Origin of the sequence: Geodermatophilus africanus, assembly GCF_900107105.1 — a bacterium.
In the GTDB taxonomy this organism is placed as follows: domain Bacteria; phylum Actinomycetota; class Actinomycetes; order Mycobacteriales; family Geodermatophilaceae; genus Geodermatophilus; species Geodermatophilus africanus.
Map to the genome: position 1 here is coordinate 1 of NZ_FNOT01000004.1, position 19,561 is coordinate 19,561.

A 19,561-nucleotide genomic window follows, 5' to 3' on the forward strand; every position below is an offset into this window, starting at 1 on the left:
CGCCTGAGGCGGGTTATGTGGGTTGCCCACGTCAACTGATCGCTTGACATGGGGGCGCCTCTGCGGAACGTGGCGGTTGTCGAAGACCCCTCGCCCGCAGAGGCGCCCATCATGCTGCCCACCGAGGACCTGTTCGTCCACGTCTACGTGCTCGTCGACGACGCCATCACCGCCGGGGAGGTCACCATCCCGGCGCGGCCGGGTCCGGCCCCGGCCTGCAGCGACGCCGAACTGCTGACCATCGCGCTGGTCCGTCATCTGCTGGGCCGGCGCAGCGAGGCCGGGTTCGTGGCCGAGGTGGCCCGGAACTGGGCGCAGCTGTTTCCCCGGCTGCCGCACCAGTCCGAGGCCAACCGGCGGATCCGCTGGCTGTGGGCGGCCTTTGAGCAGCTGCGGGCCGCGCTCGCGGCTCGGTGCCCGGTCGATCACTGCGCCCAGGTCGACACCACCGCGCTGCCGGTCAAGCACCCCTCCCGGGTGCGCGGCCCCGATGGCTGGGTCGGCCCAAACGAGTTGGTCGCCCGCTTCGGCCGCGACGGGGCGCACGGCGAGTGGTTCTACGGCTTCCGGCTGGCGGTCACCACCGACCTGGGATCCCGGCTGGTGCGCGCCTGGAGCATCGTGCCGGCCGCGGTCAACGAGCGGGAGGTGGCGGTCGATCTGCTCGAGACCGGGCCGGCACCGCGCGACGTCCTGCTGGATAAGGGCTTCGCCGGGCGGGCGTTCGCCGCGGCCTGCGCCGCCCGCGGCACCGCCGTGCTGATCCCGCCCACCAAGACCCAGCGCGCCGGCATGCCCAGCGCCCTGCGCAAGGTGATCGCCTGTTGGCGCAACTACATCGAGGTCACCTTCGGTGAGCTCACCGACCGGATGGAGCTGGCCCGCCACGGCGCGCATACCTTCTGGGGCTTGCTGACCCGCACCGCCGCCACCATTGCCGCCCACACCCTGCTACGCGTTCACCACGCCGATCTCGGGGCTGCATAGGTCAACCCACATAACGCGCCTGAGGGGATCCCGTCCGTCGCACCCTCCGCGAGCTCGAGCCGGGACCCGAGACGGGGTCGCCCCGGGCTCCTGACGGAGCGCCGGCACCGTTTGGCACGCTCGGGGAGTGACCTCACCCTCCACGCCGGAAGCCCCCTGGCCGGTCCGCACGGTGGCCCGCAAGGTCGCCGAGTGGATCGGCCGGCTGGGTGAAGTCTGGGTCGAGGGGCAGGTCGCCCAGCTGTCCCGGCGCGGCGCGGCGACGGTCTTCCTCACCCTGCGCGACCCCGCCGCGGACCTGTCGGTGCCGGTCACGTGCAGCCGGGACGTCGCCGACCGGCCGGGTCTGGAGCTGGCCGAGGGCGCTCGCGTCGTGGTGCGGGCGCGGCCGGACTACTACATCGCGCGCGGGTCCTTCTCGCTGCGGGCCACCGAGATCCGCGCCGTCGGCCTCGGTGAGCTGCTGGCCCGCATCGAGCGGATCCGCCGCCTGCTGGCCGCCGAGGGGCTCTTCGACGCCGCCCGCAAGCGGCCGCTGCCGTTCGCCCCGGCCGTGGTCGGGGTGGTCACCGGCCGCGACAGCGCCGCCGAGCGCGACGTCCTGGTCACCGCCCGCCGCCGCTGGCCGGCCGTCCGATTCGCGGTCCACCACAGCCTGGTGCAGGGGCCCATGGCGGCGGCCTCGGTGATCGAGGGGCTGCAGCGGCTCGATCGGGACCCGGCCGTCGAGGTCATCGTCGTCGCCCGCGGCGGCGGTTCGGTCGAGGACCTGCTGCCCTTCTCCGACGAGGGCCTGGTGCGCGCGATCGCCGCCTGCCGGACGCCGGTGGTGACCGCCGTGGGCCACGAGACCGACACGACGCTGGTCGACCACGCCGCCGACGTCCGCGCGGCCACCCCCACCGACGCCGCGCACCGCGTGGTGCCCGAGATCGGCGAGCAGCGCCGGCTGGTCGACGGGCTGCGCGCCCGCGCCCGGCACCTGGTCGGCGTCCGGCTGGAGCAGCAGGAGCGGTGGCTGGAGAGCGTCCGCAGTCGCCCGGCCCTGGCCGACCCCCAGCGGCTGCTGCACGGCCGGGCCGACGACGTCGAGCAGCTGCGCACCCGCGCGCGGCGGACCCTGGTGCACCGGCTGGAGGGCGCCGAGCGCGACCTCGAGCACGCCCGCGCCCGGGTCGCCGCGCTCTCCCCCGCCGCGACGCTGCAGCGCGGCTACGCCGTCGTCCAGCGGGCCGACGGCGCCCTGGTGCGGGAGCCCGGCGAGGTCGCCGACGGCGAGCTGCTGTCGGTGCGGGTGGCGGGTGGCCGGTTGGCGGTCCGCGTGAGCAGGGAGGATGGGGAGCCGTGACCGACGAGCAGCCGACGACCACCTACGAGCAGGCCCGCGAGGAGCTCGCCGACGTCGTCCGGCGGCTGGAGGCCGGCGGACTGACCCTCGAGGAGTCGCTCGCCCTGTGGGAGCGCGGCGAGCAGCTGGCCGAGCTGTGCCAGCACTGGCTGGACCGGGCCCGCGAGCGCCTCGCCGCCGCGACCCCCCGCGATCAGCCCGAGTAGGGCGGCACCGCCCCGGCGACGGTCGCCAGCTCCTCGTCGGTCGCCGAGCCGGTGACCAGCACGGTGACGTCGCCGTCGGTGCGGGACAGCACGGTCTCGCCGCGCTCCGTCGTCCCCCGGGTCCAGGACTGCCCGCCCAGGTCGACGGTGCCCTCCTCCTGTGCGCCGTCCAGGACGTCCTCCACCGCCGCCGCCCGGGCGTCGTCGCTGACCACGAAGCCGGCGTACTCCACGGACGGCGTGAGGTAGCCGATCTCCAGGGTGACCGGGTCGCCGGCCGCGGCGCCGCCGGCGTCGGTGCGGGCGCTGGTCGGGCGGTAGCCGTCGGGCAGGCCGGCCGGGGCCGGCACCGGGTAGCCGGCCCGAGCGGCGGCCAGCTGCACCGTGCTGCTCGGGTCGACCTCGCGGACGGGGTCGACGTCGGACTGCTTGAACGACATCCAGCCCACCAGCGCCAGGCAGATCAGAACCAGCGGGCCCAGCGAGCGCAGCATGTTGGCCGCGCTCAGGCGGTTGGCCCGCTCGACCGCCGGCGAGGGCGCCTGCGCGGGAGGCTGACGGGTCGGACCGGCGGAGCTCACCCCCCTAGGATGACAGGACTCATCGCCCCACCCCGCTGCCCGACGTCCGTGCGGCGGAACGAGGAGGTCCGCGTGTCCCTGCCCCTGCCCGACGGCCCTCCGACCCACGGCGGGGCCGGCTTGCGCGTCGACCGCCCGGCTCCCGACCGCAACCTCGCCCTCGAGCTGGTGCGGGTCACCGAGGCCGGCGCCATGGCCGCCGGTCTCTGGGTCGGCCGGGGCGACAAGAACGGTGGCGACGGCGCGGCGGTCGACGCGATGCGCTCGCTGATCGGCACGGTGAGCATGCGCGGCGTCGTCGTCATCGGGGAGGGCGAGAAGGACGAGGCCCCGATGCTGTTCAACGGCGAGGAGGTCGGCGACGGGACGGGTCCGGAGTGCGACGTCGCCGTGGACCCGGTCGACGGCACCACGCTGATGGCCAAGGGCATGCCCAACGCGATCGCGGTGATGGCGGTTGCCAACCGGGGCGCCATGTACGACCCGTCCGCGGTCTTCTACATGGACAAGATCGCCACCGGCCCCGCCGCGGCCGACGTCATCGACATCACCGCCCCGGTCGCCGAAAACATCCGCCGGGTCGCCAAGGCCAAGCACAGCTCCGTCGCCGGCGTGACCGTCTGCATCCTCGACCGACCGCGCCATGAGAAGCTGGTGCAGGAGGTGCGGGAGGCCGGCGCGCGGATCAAGTTCATCAGCGACGGCGACGTCGCCGGGGCCATCGCGGCGGCCCGCGAGGGCACCGGCGTCGACCTGCTCATGGGCGTCGGCGGCACGCCGGAGGGCATCATCACCGCCTGCGCCTTGAAGTGCATGGGCGGGGCGCTGCAGGGTCGGCTCATGCCGCGCAACGACGCGGAGCGGCAGAAGGCCCTCGACGCCGGCCACGACCTCGACCGGGTGCTGGCCATCGACGACCTGGTCCGCGGCGACGTCTTCTTCGTGGCCACGGGCATCACCGACGGCGAACTGCTGCGCGGCGTCCAGTACCGGTCCGGAGGGTGCACCACGCAGTCGCTGGTCATGCGGTCGAAGTCGGGCACCATCCGGCTGATCGAGAGCCAGCACTCGCTGGAGAAGCTCCGCGCCTACTCGACGGTGCCCCTCGACCTCTCGGAGGGCTGAGTCACCGCGGTCCTCTGGACCGCACCGCTGAGACACCGCGGTCCTCCGGACCGCACGGCGGCCAGGGGCCGTCCCCCGGCGAGCTGAGCCGCTGCGTCGTTCGATTGCGGGGACCCTCCGGGCCCCGACTCCTCACGACCGGTGGGTCCTCAGCGAGGAGGCAGCGGCGGAGGTGGCGGGGGCGGTGGCAGCGGCGGGAGTGGCGGGGTCGGCGGCGGGGCCAGGTGCCGCGCGGCGAGGCGGTCGACCATCGCCCGCCACCGGCTGGCCGACTCCCCCGGCGCCAGGCTCCGCAGCCGCAGGTCGCCGAAGACGCTGCGCGCGTGGACGACGATGCGCGGCGTGCCGACCAGCCGCGGCACCGGGGCCAGCTGGGTCTTCCGGTCGCCGAAGACGGTCCGGCCGCGCAGCTCGGCGTCCACCCCCTCGGCGACCACCACGTCGACGTCGCCGAACACCGTGCCGAGGGTGATCTCGATGCGCTCGGCGTCGGTGCGCAGCCCGCGCAGGTCCAGCCGCACGTCGCCGAAGACGGTGCTCACCCGGTGCGGCGCGTCGGGGCCGGCGAGCTTCACGTCACCGAACACCGTGCTGAGCTCCGCCGGGGCGCGGGTGCCGACGATCTCGACCGGCGGCGGGGCGTCCGGGGGCAGGTCGGCGACGAGCGCGGCCAGGTCGTCGTGCGTGCCGGCCGCGTAGGCGGCCTCGACCCGGTCGCCGAACTCGGAGAGGTCGATCCGCCCCTCCGCGACCGCCCGCTGCAGCCGGGTCACGGTCGCCTCCCGATCGGCGTCCGAGGCGCGGACGACGGGCCGGGGCGGGACGGCATCGGGGTCCACGCGGCCGACCGTAGTGGAGCCGGTCACCGCTGAGGACGACGAGGCCGCGTGTGCGCCGCCCACTCTGGCGCGGGTGCCCAGGCCGGCGTCGGCCTCCCCGCCGCGAGCGGGACGGCGTCGGACGGCCGCTGCCGGGACGTGCGCATTCCTCTGACCTGGGTGGACGCCCCATGCCGGAGCCGCCGGTCCGCTGCCGGCTGCTCCCACGTCGGAGCGGTCCGGGCCGGGACCTCGCGGGCATCTAGGGTCCCTGTCGGAGCACTGTCACCAACGACCACACGGAGCCGCAGCAATGCCCGCTGAGACCCAGGCCGCCTCGCAGGACGGCGCCGACTACCGCATCGAGCACGACTCCATGGGCGAGGTCCGGGTCCCCGCGTGGGCGAAGTGGCGGGCGCAGACGCAGCGTGCCGTCGAGAACTTCCCGATCTCCGGGACGCCCATCGAGCGGGAGCTGATCGCCGCGCTGGCCGCCATCAAGGGCGCGGCCGCCGCCGTCAACGCCTCCCTCGGCGTCCTGCCGCAGGAGACCGCCGACGCCATCGGCACCGCCGCCGGCTCGGTGGCCCGCGGCGAGTGGGACGAGCACTTCCCCATCGACGTCTTCCAGACCGGCTCCGGGACGTCGAGCAACATGAACACCAACGAGGTGATCGCGTCCCTCGCCACCGAGGCGCTGGGCTCGCCGGTGCACCCCAACGACCACGTCAACGCCTCGCAGTCGTCCAACGACGTCTTTCCGTCGGCGATCCATGTGGCTGCGACGAAGGCCGTCGTCCGTGACCTCGTCCCCGCACTGGAGCACCTGGCCGGCTCGCTGGAGCGCAAGGCGCAGGAGTTCGCCGAGGTCGTGAAGAGCGGGCGCACCCACCTCATGGACGCCACCCCGGTCACCCTCGGCCAGGAGTTCGGCGGGTACGCCGCGGCGGTCCGCTACGGCGTCGAGCGGCTGGAGGCCTCGCTGCCGAGGATCGGCGAGCTGCCGCTGGGCGGCACCGCGGTCGGCACGGGCATCAACACCCCGCCCGGCTTCGCCGCCGCGATCATCGAGCGGCTCGCGGCGGAGCTGGACCTGCCGCTGTCCGAGGCACGCGACCACTTCGAGGCGCAGAGCTCGCGCGACGGGCTGGTCGAGGCCTCCGGGCAGCTCAAGACCATCGCCGTCGGCCTGGTGAAGATCGCCAACGACCTGCGCTGGATGGGCTCGGGCCCGCGCACCGGCCTGGGCGAGATCCAGCTCCCCGACCTGCAGCCGGGCAGCTCCATCATGCCGGGCAAGGTGAACCCGGTGATCCCCGAGGCGGTGATCCAGGTCGGCGCGCAGGTCATCGGCAACGACGCCGCGGTGACCTACGCCGGCACCACGGGTGTCTTCGAGCTCAACGTGACGCTGCCGCTGATGGCCCGCAACGTGCTGGAGTCGATCCGGCTGCTGGCCAACGTCAGCCGGATCCTCGCCGACCGCTGCGTCGACGGGATCGTCGCCAACGTCGACCGGTGCCGCGAGTACGCGGAGTCCTCGCCGTCGATCGTGACCCCGCTCAACAAATACATCGGCTATGAGGAGGCGGCGAAGGTCGCCAAGCAGTCGCTGGCCGAGCAGAAGACCATCCGCCAGGTCGTGGTCGAACGCGGCTACGTCGAGCAGGGCAAGCTCACCGAGCAGCAGCTCGACGAGGCCCTCGACGTGCTCTCGATGACCCATCCGTGACGCTCGGCGGGGCGGGTCCCGACGACGGATCCGCCCCGCCGTCCGGTGGGGGCGTGGTGGTACCCCCCCGAACCTGAGTAGCGTTCCCACCGATGAGCGAGACAGCGAGCGCACCTGCAGCCGGCAACCCCGACGCATCCCTGCGCTATCCCGGTGGAGAACTGCCCCTGCCAGTGGTCCCGGCCACAGAAGGGGCGAGCGGACTCGACACGAGCAAGCTGTTGGCGACGACCGGACAGGTCGCGCTGGACATCGGCTTCGTCAACACCGCCGCGTGCACCTCGGCGATCACCTACATCGACGGTGACGCCGGGATCCTGCGCTACCGCGGCTACCCGATCGACCAGCTCGCCGGCAAGGCCAGCTTCGGCGAGGTCAGCTACCTGCTGATCTACGGCGAGCTGCCCACGGCCGACCAGCTGGCCGAGTTCGAGGCCCGGCTGCGGCGGCACACGCTGCTGCACGAGGACCTCAAGCAGTTCTTCAACGGCTTCCCCCGCGACGCGCACCCGATGCCGGTGCTCTCCTCCGCGGTCAGCGCCCTGTCGACCTTCTACCAGGACTCCCTGGACCCGTTCGACCCGCGGCAGGTCGAGATCTCCACGGTGCGCCTGCTGGCCAAGCTGCCGACGATCGCCGCCTACGCGTACAAGAAGTCGGTCGGCCAGCCGTTCCTCTACCCGGACAACTCCCTGGGCCTGGTGGAGAACTTCCTGCGGATGACGTTCGGCTTCCCCGCCGAGCCCTACGAGGTCGACCCGGACCTCGCCGCGGCGCTGGACATGCTGTTCGTGCTGCACGCCGACCACGAGCAGAACTGCTCGACGTCGACGGTGCGGCTGGTCGGCTCCTCGCAGGCCAACCTGTTCGCCTCGGTGTCGGCCGGCATCAACGCGCTGTTCGGCCCGCTGCACGGCGGGGCCAACCAGTCGGTGCTGGAGATGCTCGAGTCGATCCAACGCGAGGGCGGGGACATCCCAGCGTTCGTCGAGCGGGTGAAGAAGCGGGAGCCCGGCGTCAAGCTGATGGGCTTCGGGCACCGGGTCTACAAGAACTACGACCCGCGCGCGGCGATCGTGAAGCAGACGGCCGACCAGGTGCTCGCCAAGCTCGGCGGCAACAACGAGCTGCTGGACCTGGCCCAGCAGCTGGAGGAGATCGCGCTGTCGGACGACTACTTCGTCGAGCGCAAGCTCTACCCGAACGTCGACTTCTACACCGGGCTGATCTACCGGGCGATGGGCTTCCCGACGCGGATGTTCACCGTGCTGTTCGCCCTCGGCCGGCTGCCCGGCTGGATCGCCCAGTGGCGCGAGATGATCAACGACCCGGCCACCAAGATCGGGCGGCCGCGGCAGGTCTACACCGGGGCCACCGAGCGCACCTTCGTGCCGGTCGACCAGCGCTAGATCCCGGCCCCGCTGCACGGGCCCGCCGCGAGCCTGCGAGCGGTGGGGGCAGCGGGGTCCTCCCCCTGACCATGCAGCCGAGGTCCCGTCGTCCGCCCCCGGACGACGGGACCTCGGCGTCTCGGGCAGCATGGGGCCCGCCACGTCCGCCCGCACCAGGTCCCGGAAAGGGAGTCCCATGGCCGAGCCGTCTCCCGAGGACGACCTCGTGCTGCCCCCCGTGCCGCTCGCCACGGGCAGCGTGGTCCGGGTCGGCGGCACCGGCCGTCGGGTGAGCTCGGTGGAGCTGGTCGTCTCCACCGAGGACGGCGGGGAGCTGCGCATCCCCCTCGAGCACCACCACGGCGCCTGGTGGCCGCCGGCCGAGCGCGGCGCACCGCCGGCGGGCGTGTACGCCGATCGGGTGCCACCTGCGGATCACCCTCACCCGGAGGGGTGAGACCGCCTCTCCCCTCCCTCCGGGCCCTCCCCCGCCCCGTCGATACGAGGTCTGAGCGCACCGCGGAACCCCGCGGAGCCGGCCAGTTCCGACGAGACACCCGGGGGGACCGCAGTGCCCGCACCACGCACGTCGGTCCCCCGCACCGCCGCTGCCCGCACCGGCCCCCGTCCCACCGGCGCCCGCCACAACGGCAGCCCGACCGCCACGACCCGCGGCGCCGCCGGCCGCCCGCCGTTCACGCCGCAGGAGGCCCAGGCGCTGCGCGCCGTGCTCGCCGCCCGCGCGGCCGCCTCGGCCGACGGCGCTGCGCCGGCCCGACGCACCTCCCCCGGCCGCCCCGCCGCCGGTCGCCGTCCGGCCGCTCCCGCAGGCCGCACGACGCAGCGACGGGGGAAGGCGACCGCCCGGGGCCGCGTGCCCGCCCGACGCCGGCTGCCGGCCGCCGACGGCCGCCGCTGGCAGCTGCGGCTGTCGGTGGCCGCCCTCGGCCTCGTGCTGCCGGTGCTGGCCGGCCTGGTGGCGCCGGGCGCCCAGGTGCCAGGGACCGCGGCCGAGCCGACCGACGCCACGGGCCTGGCCCTCGCCGCGCAGAGCACGATGCTCGACGCCGCGACGCGCTACCGCGGCTTCAAGCGATCCCTCGCCGCCCGGCAGGCGGAGTTGGCGGCGGCCCGCGCCGCGGAGCAGTCCGCGCAGCAGCAGCTGGCCGCCACCCGCACGACGGTGGGCACGGGCGCCGCCGCGCTCTACCGGTCGCCGGTCGAGGCGCGCACCCCGCTGCTCGAGCTGGACGTGCACGCTGACGACACCACCGCCGACGTCCTCCACCTCACCGCGATCGCCGAGCGCGCCGCCCAGGACCTCGAGGTCGACGTCGTCCGGGCCGAGCGCGCCGCGGTCGACCTGACGCTCGCCACCCGCCGCGTGGCGGTGGCCGAGGCCGCCCTGGCGACCGTGCAGGCGCGGGCCGCCGCCGTCCTCGACGAGGTGCGTGCCGAGGTGGGCGGACTGCGGACCGACGTGGCCGCGCAGCTGGCCGCGCTGGGCACCGGCCGGTCGGCGGCCGCCCAGCAGGAGGCCAACGAGCTGGCGCTGCGCCGCTGGCAGGACCACCTCACCGGGCTGGCGCTCGCGGGCATCGTGCCGCCGCCCGCGGCGGACCTCGCCGACCCGACAGCACTGCCGGCGGGGCTCTCACCCGCGCTCGACGGCGCCGGGCAGCCCGTCCCGGGCGTCGCCTGGGCCGTGGCCGGCAACCGCCCGGTCACGGTGCTGTCGGCCGAGACGGTGGCCGCGGTCAGCTCCGCGCTGGCTCAGCTGGGCAAGCCCTACGCGCCCGGCGGCGCCGGCCCCGACGTCTACGACTGCGGCGGCCTGGCGGCCACCTCGTGGCTGCTGGCCGGGTATGCCATCCCCACCGCCTCGGCCGACCAGTGGACCCACGGCGCCGCCGTCCCGCTGTCGCAGCTGCAGGTCGGCGACCTCGTCTTCGCCGACGGCGGCAGCGACGTGGGCATCTACCTCGGCGAGGGCCAGGTCGTGGCCGCGTCGGCGGCCGGCTACCAGGTCGGCGTGCGTCCGGTCGCCGACGGCGCCGCCGCGGTCCGGGTCACCCTGCCCGCCCCCCCGCAGCCGAACGCCGCACTGCCGGCCGGCGCCGCCGGGCGGGGGGCGTGCGGCGCCCCGCCGGCGCCGGCCGGCCCGGTGAGCCCCGCCTGGGGTGGCTGGGCGAACGGCCGGATCCCGGCCACCGCGCTGTGCGGGATCGCCCGCGGCCACGCCCTGCGCTGCGACGCCGCCGCCGGTTACGGGGCCATGGCCGACGCCTACCGCGCGGCCTTCGACAACCCGCTGTGCATCACCGACTCGTACCGGTCGTTGAGCGCGCAGGCCGGCGCCTTCCGCGCCAAGCCGGGCCTGGCCGCGGTGCCCGGGACGTCCAACCACGGGTGGGCGCTGGCGGTGGACCTCTGCGGCGGCATCAACGTCGCCGGCACCGCGCAGTCGGCCTGGATGGCGGCCAACGCCGGCCGGTTCGGGTTCGTGCAGCCCGACTGGGCGCGGCAGGGCGGCGAGAAGCCGGAGCCGTGGCACTGGGAGTTCGGCCACCTGGCCTGAGTGGGAACTCGCCCTCCGCACCTACAGGCCCATCGCGTTCGTCCCCAGCAGGAGCGACTGTCCACAGGAGACATCTCCGCTGTTCAGGACCTCAACATGGCACTTTAATCGAACACGTGTACGGACGTCGGTGGGTGCAGTGGAGCGACTCGCTGGTCGAGTCGCGACTGCTGCGCGGCGTGCTCGACCAGGCGGCCGCGCACGCCCGCCACAGGCTCCGTACACCGGTGACCGTGGTGCCTGGGCACACGTCGTTCCGGGACCTGACGACCGAGCGGGCGCCGACGGTGCTCGGCCGGTTGATCGACGACGGCGCTGCACTGCTGGACGTCGCGGTGGCCGCGCACCACGCCTCCGGTCGGGCCGCGGCGCGGCAGCTGCGGGCGCTGGCCGAGTTCACCCGGCACCGACCGGCCGGCTCCTTCGACCGGGCCCCTGGCGAGCCCGGGGCGGCGTCGGCGGCCTCCCGTGCGGCGCGGCCGGAGGTCCTGACCGCCGTGAGCGAGTGGGCAGTCGACGAGGTGGCCACCCGACTGCACCTGACCGGCCATGCCGCCCAGGATCTGCTGGCGCTGGCCGTGACGCTGGACGAGCAGCTGCCGGCGACCCTGACCGCGCTGGAGGAAGGGCGGATTGGACGCAGGCACGCCGAGGTGCTCGCCGAGCTGTTGCCCCTGCTCACCGACCCGGCGGTGCGCTCCCAGGTGGAGGCTCGGCTGCTCGCACGGGTCGGGTCGAAGACACCCAGCCAGCTGCGGGTCGCCGCCCGCCGGGCGGTCCTGAGCGCGGACGCGAACGCCGCACTGCGCCGGGCCGCGGCAGCGGTGCGGGAGCGTGGGGTGCGGCTCTACCCGGGCAAGGACGGGACCGACACGCTCTCGCTCGCCCACGCCAGCCCGGTCGCCCGGGCCTGCTACGACGCGCTCGAGCGGTACGCCGAGGCGTGTCGGACCGAGGGCGACTCGCGCACCAAGCAGCAGCGGATGGCCGACTGCCTCGCCGACCTGGTCCTGCGGCCCGGCGAGCACGGCCTGCCGCCGGTGCAGGCCCAGCTCACCATCACCGCGGCCGCGGCGACGCTCCTGGGCGGCGACGAGCCCGGCGAGGTCGACGGCGAGCCACTGCCGGCCGAGGTCATCCGAGAGATCGCCTACGCCCTGGGCCTGCTCCCCCGACCCACCGTGGCGACGAGCAGCATCTCCCCCGGCGGGACAGACACCGGCGCGGTCCCGCCGAGTGCCGACACCCAGACCGAAGGCGTTCCGCGGCCCAGAGGTGCGGACGCCGGATACGCCGGCACCCGACGCGACGGAGCGGTCGATGCGCCGGGCAGCGACCGCGCTGCGGCCGATCCCGAGGACACCTCGTCGTCCGTCGAGGAGAGACGCGCTGCGGTGGCCGACCTGCTGCTCGCCAGGCGGGTCACCGGAACCACCTTGGCCGCCCGGCCACAGGTCGCTGTCACCCATCCCCTCACCGGCGCGCTGCTCGCGCTCACCGACGCCACCGCGATCCGCCGGGGCGACCCGATCGGCCGGCCGGGGCGGACGCTCGCCTACCGGGCCGACGCGGCCATGGACCGCTTCGTCCGTGCCCGCGACCGGCGCTGCCGCTTCCCCGGCTGCCGCGCCCGACCCCGACGGTGCGACCTCGACCACCAGGTGCCCTACGACCGGGGCGGGCCCACCAGCCCCTGCAACCTGTGCTGCCTGTGCGAGTACCACCACCGCCTCAAGACCCTCGCCCCCGGCTGGGCCATGACGCCCGTGGCCGGCGGTGGCGTCCGCTGGACGCTGCCCGGCGGCCACCAGGTCACCACCCACCCACCGGCGTACGGCACCGACGACGACCAGCCGCCCGACCGGTCGACCGCCCCAGCGGGGTCGACCCCGCACACCGCCGACCCACCGCCGTTCTAAGGGCGAAGAGCAGCGCCGACGATCGAGCGAGGACGACGACCACGAGGGTGATCAGGACCGGGCGGACCGCTCCGGGGTCCCGCCGCCCCGATCTGGGAGGCGGGCGAAGGGGGCGTCGGCCCTCAGGTCCAGCGCAGGCGGGCGATCTGCCGCCAGGGCAGCCGCTGGCACGCCTCACCGGTCTCCCCGGCGAGCCGCGCGGCGACCGCGGCGCCGGCGCAGGCCAGCGGCGAGTGCGGCGTGACGACGACCTGGGGGTCGTGCGGGTCGAGCCCGGCTGCGGCCATCCGGTCGAGCAGCAGGTCCGGGGCCACGAGCACAGCGGAGGCGAGCACCGGCACCTCGGGGTGCGACCACAGCGCCACCGGGCCCTCGACCCGCAGCTGCCCGCCGACGGCGGCGGACCGCTCGGCGGCGGCCTCGCGCACCCGGTCGACGGCGCGCCGGTCCAGGGCCGACGACGGCGTCCACGGCAGGGCACGGTCCCCGCGACGGACGACGACCCGCCAGCCGACGGCGGTCTCGGTGCGGTCGGTCCAGTCGAGCACCGCGACGCCGGTCTCGGCGGCCACCCCGTCGGGCACCGGCCGGTCGCGCACCCACGCCGTCAGCGCGGCGGCGAGCTCCTCGGGGGTCGAGCCGACGCGGGCGTCGGTCATGTCCTCGGCCAGGTCCCGCAGCGGGGTGCGGACCCGCCGCTCGTCCTCCTCGAGGACCACCACCGCGCCGTCGGCCCGGTCGTCGGCGAGCGTGATGCGCAGCCGCCCGGTCGCCAGCCCCGGCAGCACCTCGTCGGCGACCCGGCGCAGGTCGGCCACCGTCACCGGGACCGACCGCAGCCGCTGAAGCAGCCCGGAGCCGGCGAAGAAGCCCCCGCTCACGGGCGGTCCTGGCACAGCGCGGTGCGCAGCGCCGACGCCAGCTCGGGCAGGGTCAGCACGCTGGAGAGCTCCCGCGAGGACAGCCGCACCGGCAGCACGTCGGCGCCCCAACCGGTCACGCGGCGCACCCGCGCCGCGGAGCTGGGCCACACGGCGTCACGCGCCGTGGCCACGTGCAGCTCGGTGAGCACGTCGGCGAGGTGGACGGCCGCGACCGGGTGCACGGAGGGGTCCTCCAGGGCGGCGCGCACGAGACCGGCCAGCTGCTCGCGCTCGACGGCGGTCAGCCAGTGCGGGACCAGGACGTCGGGCACGGGCCCGCCCGAGGCGAGGGCGCTCACCGCGGACCCGCCGCCGGGGCGTGCTCCGCACCGCGGCTGCGGCGGGCTCCCCTGCGCTCTGTCACACCTGGGATATCGGCAGGCAGGAGGCGTGGTGGACCCGGGTGCGCGCGAATTCCCGTCGATCCGGGCGGATCAGTCCGCGAGCTCGACCAGGCGGACCTTGAGCGCCCGCTCGACGCGGTCGGCGTGCACGTTCATGTTGCGCACCGAGGTGCCCAGGTCGCCCGACAGCTGCGTCTTCGTCCGGCCGCCCCACGTGGTCAGATACCACGTCGCCCAGCCCAGCACGTTGGGCTGGCCGGCCCGCTGGTCGGGGCGGGCGTCGGGGTCGGGCGCGCACGCCGCGGTCAGCGCGTGCGACAGCAGGGTCTGCTCGGCCTCGCCCATGATCTCGTCGGGCGCCTCGTGGGCGTCCGGCAGCATGATCTCGGTGCCGTCCGGGCCGACGCCGTCCAGGGACTGCAGGTTGCGCAGCCCGTTGAGCGTCGCCACGGTCTGCGAGTTGCGGCGCAGCGTCGCCACGCTCTGCCCCATGTAGGCGGCCAGCTCCTTCTCGCTGGGCCGCCGCTGGTGCTCGGCGAGGAACGCGGCGACGGCCTTCTGCTGCCGGTTCTCGGTGTCGGCGGCGGTGCGGCCGTGGGCGTTGCGGCCCAGGTCGTGCACCCACTTCGACAGCTGGGTGGCGAGGAAGGCCCCGAAGGGCACGCCCTTCCCCTCGTCGAACTGCTCGACCGCCTTGAGGATCCACTCGCTCACCTGCTGGGTGAGGTCGTCGGGGTCCGGCACGTGCAGCCGCAGCGTGCTCGAGTTGCGCTGCAGTCGCTTGAGGCTGACCGGGAGGTAGTGCCGGCACAGCCCGTCGAGGAAGGCCGGCGGCAGGTCGCGCGGCGCGCGCCGGCGGACGTCGGTCTCCGCGCGCAGCCCCACGGTCGCCGTCCCGCGCCCCGCGCACCAGGCCCGAACCCACTCGGCGACCACCGAAGCGGTGCCGCAGGCACCGTCCACGCGGTACAGGCCCTCGCCCTGGTCGTAGCTGACGGTCACGCCGTCGGGCAGCTCGCGGCGGAACTCCTCGAGCGGGAGCTCGTGGTCGGTGCGGAAATGCACCCGGTCGCGGGGCGTGATCGGCGCGAGGGCCCAGCCCTCGGCCTCGGGGACGCCGCCGAAGACCAGCGGCTCACGGGAGCGGGTGGGAGCGGTGTCGACGGCGGGGGTGGCGGGGAGGTGGTTCACCGGGACTCCTCGGCGCTGTGGGGAAGACGGCGCTGTGCGGACGACGTGGCCGCGACGGATCGGGGCGGCCAAGAGTGCATCAGGCCGGGATCGTCTCGACCGCGGCGGGCTGACGGGGAGCGGGGGCGACGACATCGGCCGTCGAGCCGGCAGCGAGGCGGACCACGAGGTCGGCGGCCGCGGCACGCTCGGCCTCGCCCGGCTCCACGCTGTAGACCGGCATGTGGTCGTACAGCGTGGTGAAGACCGAGCTGACGAACGCGTAGGCGGCCTGCGCCTGCGGCGAGAACTTGGCGACGGCGGCCCGCGGGCCGAGCTCGACACCGACGGTCACGCGCACGACCCGGTCGTCCTTGCTCAGCCCGGTCAGCGTGAAGGACACCGCGGGGTGCGCGCCGGCGAGCTCGGCCAGCACCGCGAGGCAGCGCCGGGTCGACCCGCGGCGCGGCCGCAGCTGCACGTGCACGACGACGGTGTCGGACTCCACGCCGACGACCGTGGCGACCTGGTCGCCGGACCCATTGATAACGCTGTGCTGCATCGTAATCGCCCCCTGTGACGTGCTTGGGGCAACTCTCGCGCATCAGCGACCGAGCAACCGGCACAACTCTCGCTGTGCCGTGCGCAATGTCAGGGCATCTCTTCGGCAGGTCTTGCCCGTGTCGCTCGCGTCCCGACCCCGCTGTCTGCGGTGATCGGCAGGAGTCCACAACGACCGGGGGCGGTGCCCCGGCCAGTCCTGTCAGCCCGCGGGCTTCTCCGTGACCTGCCCGTGACCGGCCGGCGCCGGCTCGGGCCGGGCGGCCGCTCCGGCCTCGTCGTCGGGCGCCGTCGAGGGAGCGAAGGCGGCCAGCGCGCCGAGGGTGTCGGCGGTGACCTGCGCCGCGAGCAGGTTGGCCTCGGCGATCTGCCGGTAGACCTCCTCGCGGTGGATGGTCACCTCGCGCGGGGCCTTGAAACCGAGGCGGACGGTGCCGCCGCGGACCTCCACGACGTGGACCTCGATGTCGTCGCCGATGCGGATGGTCTCGCCGACGCTGCGGGTCAGAGTGAGCACAGGAACCCCTCCATGGGTGTGTGGGTGGCCGTCCGTGGCTGGTGGGCGGGTCGGTGGCCCGAGCGGACCGTGGTTGGCGGACGCGTGTCCGCCTGTTCAGTTATCGGCGCAGGGGACGCCGGATGGGATGCGACCCGTCGAGCAGCACCACCTGCGTGGACCTCCAGTTCACCGGGTTGACCACCAGCGGCGCCCGCAGGTTGGCCGTCGCCGCGGCCGGACCCTCGGCCGGCACCGTCACCAGGCAGTACAGCCGAGCCTGGGCCGTGTCGTCCAGCTCCAGGTCCGCGCACACGGCCGGGGGCAGGGCCGGTGCGTAGTCCGGGAAGTACCTGCCCGGGTCGACGGCGAGGAACCGCGGACCCTCCGGCGCCATCGACTGCAGCCAGAACAGCCGGCCGTCGCCGTCGGCGGTCACCAGCACGTAGTCGCGGTGCCCCGGGAAGCCGGGCAGCGCCTCGGTCATCGAGAGCAGAGGCAGCGTCGCGACGGCGGAGAGCGTCATGCGAGGAAGTCCACGAGCGTCGGCTGGATCACCTGGGCGGTGGCCTGCAACGCGGCCTTGTAGCCGACCTCGGTCTGGTTGAGCTCCATGATCGTCTTGGCCAGGTCGATGTCCTCGACGTTCACGAGCTGCGAGGCGAGCGTCAGCTGCAGGTCGGTGTTGACCTGGCCGGCTGCCTCCATCCGGGCCGAGCGGGCGCCGACGGAGGCGGTGGCCCCGAGCAGCCGGTCGAGTGCCACGTCGAGCGCCTCCAGGTCACCGGAGAGCGAGCCAGGGGCAGTCTCGACGTCGGTGGCGATCTTGCCGACGAGCGCGAAGAGGTCGAGCCCACCGGGGCTCGCCGGGCCGAACGCCTCCGGGCCGGTCACGTCGATGCGGATCCGGTCGGCGTTCGACACGCGTCGGGTGATCCCCTCCCCCACGGGCGGCGCGCCGACGTAGGTGCCGTCGCTGGCGTACGCGCTCGAGCCCTGGGTCACGCCCCCGAAGAGGGCGCGGTCGTTGATGCTGGAGTTGGCGACACCGAGGAGACTCTCGCGCAGCGCCGCGACCTCGACCGCGATGGCCCGCTGCGCGTCGGTCGACACCGCGCCGTCGTTCAGGGCCTGGACGGTCAGCGCACGGACCCGCTGCACCTGGCCGATGGCCGTGGTGAGCGCGGTGTCGGTCGCGTCGAGCCAGCTCTGCCCGTCGGTGGTGTTCTTGGCGAACTGTTGGACGGCGCTCTGGTCCTGCCGGATCTGCAGCGCCTTGTTGGCCCCGGTGGGCGAGTCCGACGGGGCGCTGATCAGCTTCCCGGAGGTCAACTGCTGCTGCAGCTTCGCCACGGACGACAGGTTGTTGTTCAGGCCGAGGAGCGCGGTCTGGGTGACGGCCCGGTGCGTGATGCGCATCAGGTCACCGCCCCACGAGGCCGGTGCGGTTGATCAGCGTGTCCAGTGCCTGGTCGATGGCGGTCACCATGCGGGCGGCCGCGCTGTAGGCGTGCTGGAAGGACAGCATGTTGGTCATCTCCTCGTCGAGGTTGACGCCGGACACGGAATCGCGGGCGGCGTCCACCTGTGTGGAGATCACCTTCTGCACCTCGGCGTCCCGGGTGGCGACCGAGGCCTCCACGCCGAGGGCGACGACGAGCGCCCGATAGGTGGCGTCCACGCCGCCGTCCTCGAGGCTCAGGTCGAAGAAGGCATCAGCGTTGCCGCCGTCCGCCGAGGGCTGCCCGAGGACGCCGGGAGCGGTCTTCGCCGCGGCGATGAGCTCGGGCCTGGTGACGCGGACGCTGATGGTGCCGGCGTCCACCTTGGTCAGGTCGACGACGGGGTTGCCCGAGCCGTCGTCCATCAGCGGCTCGGCCGCCCCCGACGCGCCGGAGACGTCGTAGCCCTGGGCCTGGACGGCGTTGAGCTTCCCCACCAGGTCGCGGGCCAGATCGTCGAGCGCCCGGCGGTAGTTCGGCAGGGTCGTCGACAGCACGGTCAGCTGGCCGCCGGCGGTGCCCCCCACCCCGAGCGTCGTGCCACCGGGGGCCGTGACCAGCCGGGGGTCGTTGCCGGTGCCGACCGTTCCGGGGTCGTCGACCCCGGCCACGCGCACGCCGAGGGCGGACGACCCCGCGACCAGCGTCGTGCCGCCCACGAGGACGTCGACCATGCCGTCGTCCGCGGCCACGGAGGTGGCCCCGACCGTCCCGGACAGCTGCAGGACCAGCAGGTCGCGGCGGTCGGCGAGCTCGTTGGTGGGCAGCCCCGACCGGGTGGCCTGGCGGATCTGGTTGTTGAGGTCGGCGATGGAGGACACCGTCGTGTTGACCTCGGCGGCGAGAGCCACGACGTTGTCGCGGGTCTGCTGCCACTGCTGGTCGAGGGTGGCGCGCGTCGTCCGCATCCCCGAGGCCAGGATGTCCAGCGACTCGAGCACCTGGCTGCGCGCGGCCGGCTCGGTGGGGTCGGTCGAGTTGGCCAGCGCGCCGAAGCTCTTCCAGACGTCGTCGAGCATGCTGCGGATGCCGGTGTCACCCGGCTCGCGGAAGGCCGCCTCGACCTGGGCCAGCGCCTCGGTGGCGACGCTCAGCTGCGCGGTGCGCGCCGTCTCGACCTGACCGCGCCGATCCAGGAACACGTCGCGGATCCGGTCGACCTGGCTGGCGTCCACACCGTTGCCGACCGGGCTGCTCACCGAGTGGATCGCCGGGACGGCGGTGCCGCCCATGGCACGCAGTTCCACGCGCTGCCGCGAGTAGCCGTCGGTGTTGACGTTGGCGATGTTCTGGCCGGTGACGTCCAGCCCGCGCTGCGAGGCCCATAGCGCCGTCCGGGCCGTGTTCAGCCCGCCGAAGGTCGAACTCACAGGGCACCGTCCAGCGTGACCGCGCGGTAGGCACTCTGGTCGCTGCGGCCGGTGGACCCGTAGGTGCCGGCCGACGGGGCCTTCACCGACAGCAGCGCGTCGCCGATGGCGGACAGGCCGCCCTCGATCAGCTCACGGTTGGCGTCGGACAGCCCGCGCAGTTCCGTCACGAGCACCAACAGCGTCTCGTGGTGCTTGGCGTACAGGTCGTTCCACGGGGCCGGCGCGGCCTCGGCCAGCTTGCGCAGCGAGGGGTTCACCCCCACGCCGAGCCGCTCGGCGAGCACCTCGGTGGCCGCCGCCCGCTCGACCTCGAGGGTGCGCAGCTGGTCGAGCACGACCTCGATCTCGTGCGCGATCCGCGACAGCCAGCGGGTCTTGCCCGTGACGATCAGGTACTGCTTCTCCTCCGCCTTGAACAGCAGCAGGTCCAGCAGCTCCTGCTCGCGCCACAGCAACGTCGACAGGTGCTGGTAGTCCACGCCCCCACCGTCCTCCCGTACTCCCCAG

General features: G+C 74.5%; 20 protein-coding genes. 9 read left to right on the plus strand and 11 right to left on the minus strand.

Going from position 1 to position 19,561, the window contains the following annotated elements; all coding sequences use genetic code 11:
- The first annotated feature begins 111 nt into the window (after positions 1–111).
- From BLW63_RS07755 to BLW63_RS07765, 3 genes are all read left to right on the plus strand, one after another.
- Positions 112–987, plus strand: coding sequence for an IS982 family transposase (locus BLW63_RS07755; RefSeq protein ID WP_139263503.1), 876 nt, complete (start codon positions 112–114; stop codon positions 985–987).
- Positions 988–1,114: 127 nt separating this feature from the next.
- Positions 1,115–2,335 (plus strand): exodeoxyribonuclease VII large subunit, encoded by a 1,221-nt coding sequence (gene xseA, locus BLW63_RS07760; protein ID WP_091153259.1) that lies wholly within the window; start codon positions 1,115–1,117, stop codon positions 2,333–2,335.
- A complete protein-coding gene (locus BLW63_RS07765; RefSeq protein WP_091153262.1) occupies positions 2,332–2,541 on the plus strand; it encodes an exodeoxyribonuclease VII small subunit in 210 nt (69 codons plus the stop codon). Before xseA ends, BLW63_RS07765 begins: the two co-directional genes overlap by 4 nt.
- On the opposite strand, the gene BLW63_RS07770 is transcribed toward BLW63_RS07765, so the two are convergent.
- Positions 2,529–3,122, minus strand: a complete 594-nt coding sequence (locus BLW63_RS07770; protein ID WP_091153264.1) for a DUF4245 domain-containing protein — start codon at positions 3,120–3,122, stop codon at positions 2,529–2,531. The genes BLW63_RS07765 and BLW63_RS07770 overlap by 13 nt on opposite strands.
- A 72-nt stretch (positions 3,123–3,194) precedes the next feature.
- Between BLW63_RS07770 and glpX the strand changes: the two genes are divergently transcribed.
- On the plus strand, positions 3,195–4,247 hold the full coding sequence (gene glpX / locus BLW63_RS07775) for a class II fructose-bisphosphatase (protein ID WP_211517047.1): 1,053 nt from the start codon (positions 3,195–3,197) through the stop codon (positions 4,245–4,247).
- 149 nt (positions 4,248–4,396) lie between these two features.
- Here glpX and BLW63_RS07780 read toward each other — a convergent pair whose 3' ends face one another.
- Entirely contained in the window at positions 4,397–5,086 is a 690-nt protein-coding gene (locus tag BLW63_RS07780) for a DUF1707 SHOCT-like domain-containing protein (protein ID WP_091153268.1), read from the minus strand.
- 292 nt (positions 5,087–5,378) lie between these two features.
- Between BLW63_RS07780 and BLW63_RS07785 the strand changes: the two genes are divergently transcribed.
- The 5 genes from BLW63_RS07785 (at position 5,379) to BLW63_RS07805 (ending at position 12,685) form a co-directional block, all read left to right on the plus strand.
- Entirely contained in the window at positions 5,379–6,797 is a 1,419-nt protein-coding gene (locus tag BLW63_RS07785; RefSeq protein WP_091153275.1) for a class II fumarate hydratase, read from the plus strand.
- A gap of 92 nt (positions 6,798–6,889) precedes the next feature.
- Entirely contained in the window at positions 6,890–8,206 is a 1,317-nt protein-coding gene (locus BLW63_RS07790) for a citrate synthase (protein ID WP_091153278.1), read from the plus strand.
- 178 nt (positions 8,207–8,384) lie between these two features.
- On the plus strand, positions 8,385–8,645 hold the full coding sequence (locus BLW63_RS07795) for a hypothetical protein (protein ID WP_091153282.1): 261 nt from the start codon (positions 8,385–8,387) through the stop codon (positions 8,643–8,645).
- 114 nt (positions 8,646–8,759) lie between these two features.
- Positions 8,760–10,766, plus strand: a complete 2,007-nt coding sequence (locus BLW63_RS07800; protein WP_091153286.1) for an NlpC/P60 family protein — start codon at positions 8,760–8,762, stop codon at positions 10,764–10,766.
- A 116-nt stretch (positions 10,767–10,882) separates the two neighbouring features.
- Positions 10,883–12,685, plus strand: a complete 1,803-nt coding sequence (locus BLW63_RS07805) for an HNH endonuclease signature motif containing protein (RefSeq protein ID WP_091153290.1) — start codon at positions 10,883–10,885, stop codon at positions 12,683–12,685.
- Between the two features lie 122 nt (positions 12,686–12,807).
- Here the strand turns inward: BLW63_RS07805 and BLW63_RS07810 are convergent, their stop codons facing one another.
- The 9 genes from BLW63_RS07810 to BLW63_RS07850 all read right to left on the minus strand — a co-directional run bounded on the left by BLW63_RS07810 (position 12,808) and on the right by BLW63_RS07850 (position 19,533).
- A complete protein-coding gene (locus tag BLW63_RS07810) occupies positions 12,808–13,566 on the minus strand; it encodes a hypothetical protein (protein WP_091153294.1) in 759 nt (252 codons plus the stop codon).
- Positions 13,563–13,907 (minus strand): hypothetical protein, encoded by a 345-nt coding sequence (locus tag BLW63_RS07815; protein WP_091153298.1) that lies wholly within the window; start codon positions 13,905–13,907, stop codon positions 13,563–13,565. Before BLW63_RS07815 ends, BLW63_RS07810 begins: the two co-directional genes overlap by 4 nt.
- A gap of 135 nt (positions 13,908–14,042) precedes the next feature.
- The gene (locus BLW63_RS07820; protein ID WP_091153301.1) at positions 14,043–15,143 is read right to left on the minus strand and encodes a sigma-70 family RNA polymerase sigma factor; all 1,101 of its coding nucleotides are present in this window, start codon (positions 15,141–15,143) and stop codon (positions 14,043–14,045) included.
- Positions 15,144–15,222: 79 nt separating this feature from the next.
- Complete coding sequence (locus tag BLW63_RS07825) at positions 15,223–15,684, minus strand: hypothetical protein (protein WP_091153304.1); 462 nt, start codon at positions 15,682–15,684, stop codon at positions 15,223–15,225.
- Positions 15,685–15,885: 201 nt separating this feature from the next.
- Entirely contained in the window at positions 15,886–16,200 is a 315-nt protein-coding gene (csrA, locus tag BLW63_RS28505; RefSeq protein ID WP_091153309.1) for a carbon storage regulator CsrA, read from the minus strand.
- Positions 16,201–16,300: 100 nt separating this feature from the next.
- Positions 16,301–16,705 carry a flagellar assembly protein FliW gene (gene fliW / locus BLW63_RS07835; RefSeq protein WP_091153312.1) on the minus strand — a complete coding sequence of 135 codons (405 nt, stop codon included), beginning with the start codon at positions 16,703–16,705 and terminating at the stop codon, positions 16,301–16,303.
- Positions 16,702–17,598 (minus strand): flagellar hook-associated protein FlgL, encoded by an 897-nt coding sequence (gene flgL, locus BLW63_RS07840; protein ID WP_091153316.1) that lies wholly within the window; start codon positions 17,596–17,598, stop codon positions 16,702–16,704. The genes fliW and flgL overlap by 4 nt, the downstream gene beginning before the upstream one ends.
- A gap of 4 nt (positions 17,599–17,602) precedes the next feature.
- Positions 17,603–19,051 carry a flagellar hook-associated protein FlgK gene (flgK, locus tag BLW63_RS07845; protein ID WP_091153320.1) on the minus strand — a complete coding sequence of 483 codons (1,449 nt, stop codon included), beginning with the start codon at positions 19,049–19,051 and terminating at the stop codon, positions 17,603–17,605.
- The gene (locus BLW63_RS07850) at positions 19,048–19,533 is read right to left on the minus strand and encodes a flagellar protein FlgN (RefSeq protein ID WP_091153324.1); all 486 of its coding nucleotides are present in this window, start codon (positions 19,531–19,533) and stop codon (positions 19,048–19,050) included. Before BLW63_RS07850 ends, flgK begins: the two co-directional genes overlap by 4 nt.
- Positions 19,534–19,561: the final 28 nt, after the last annotated feature.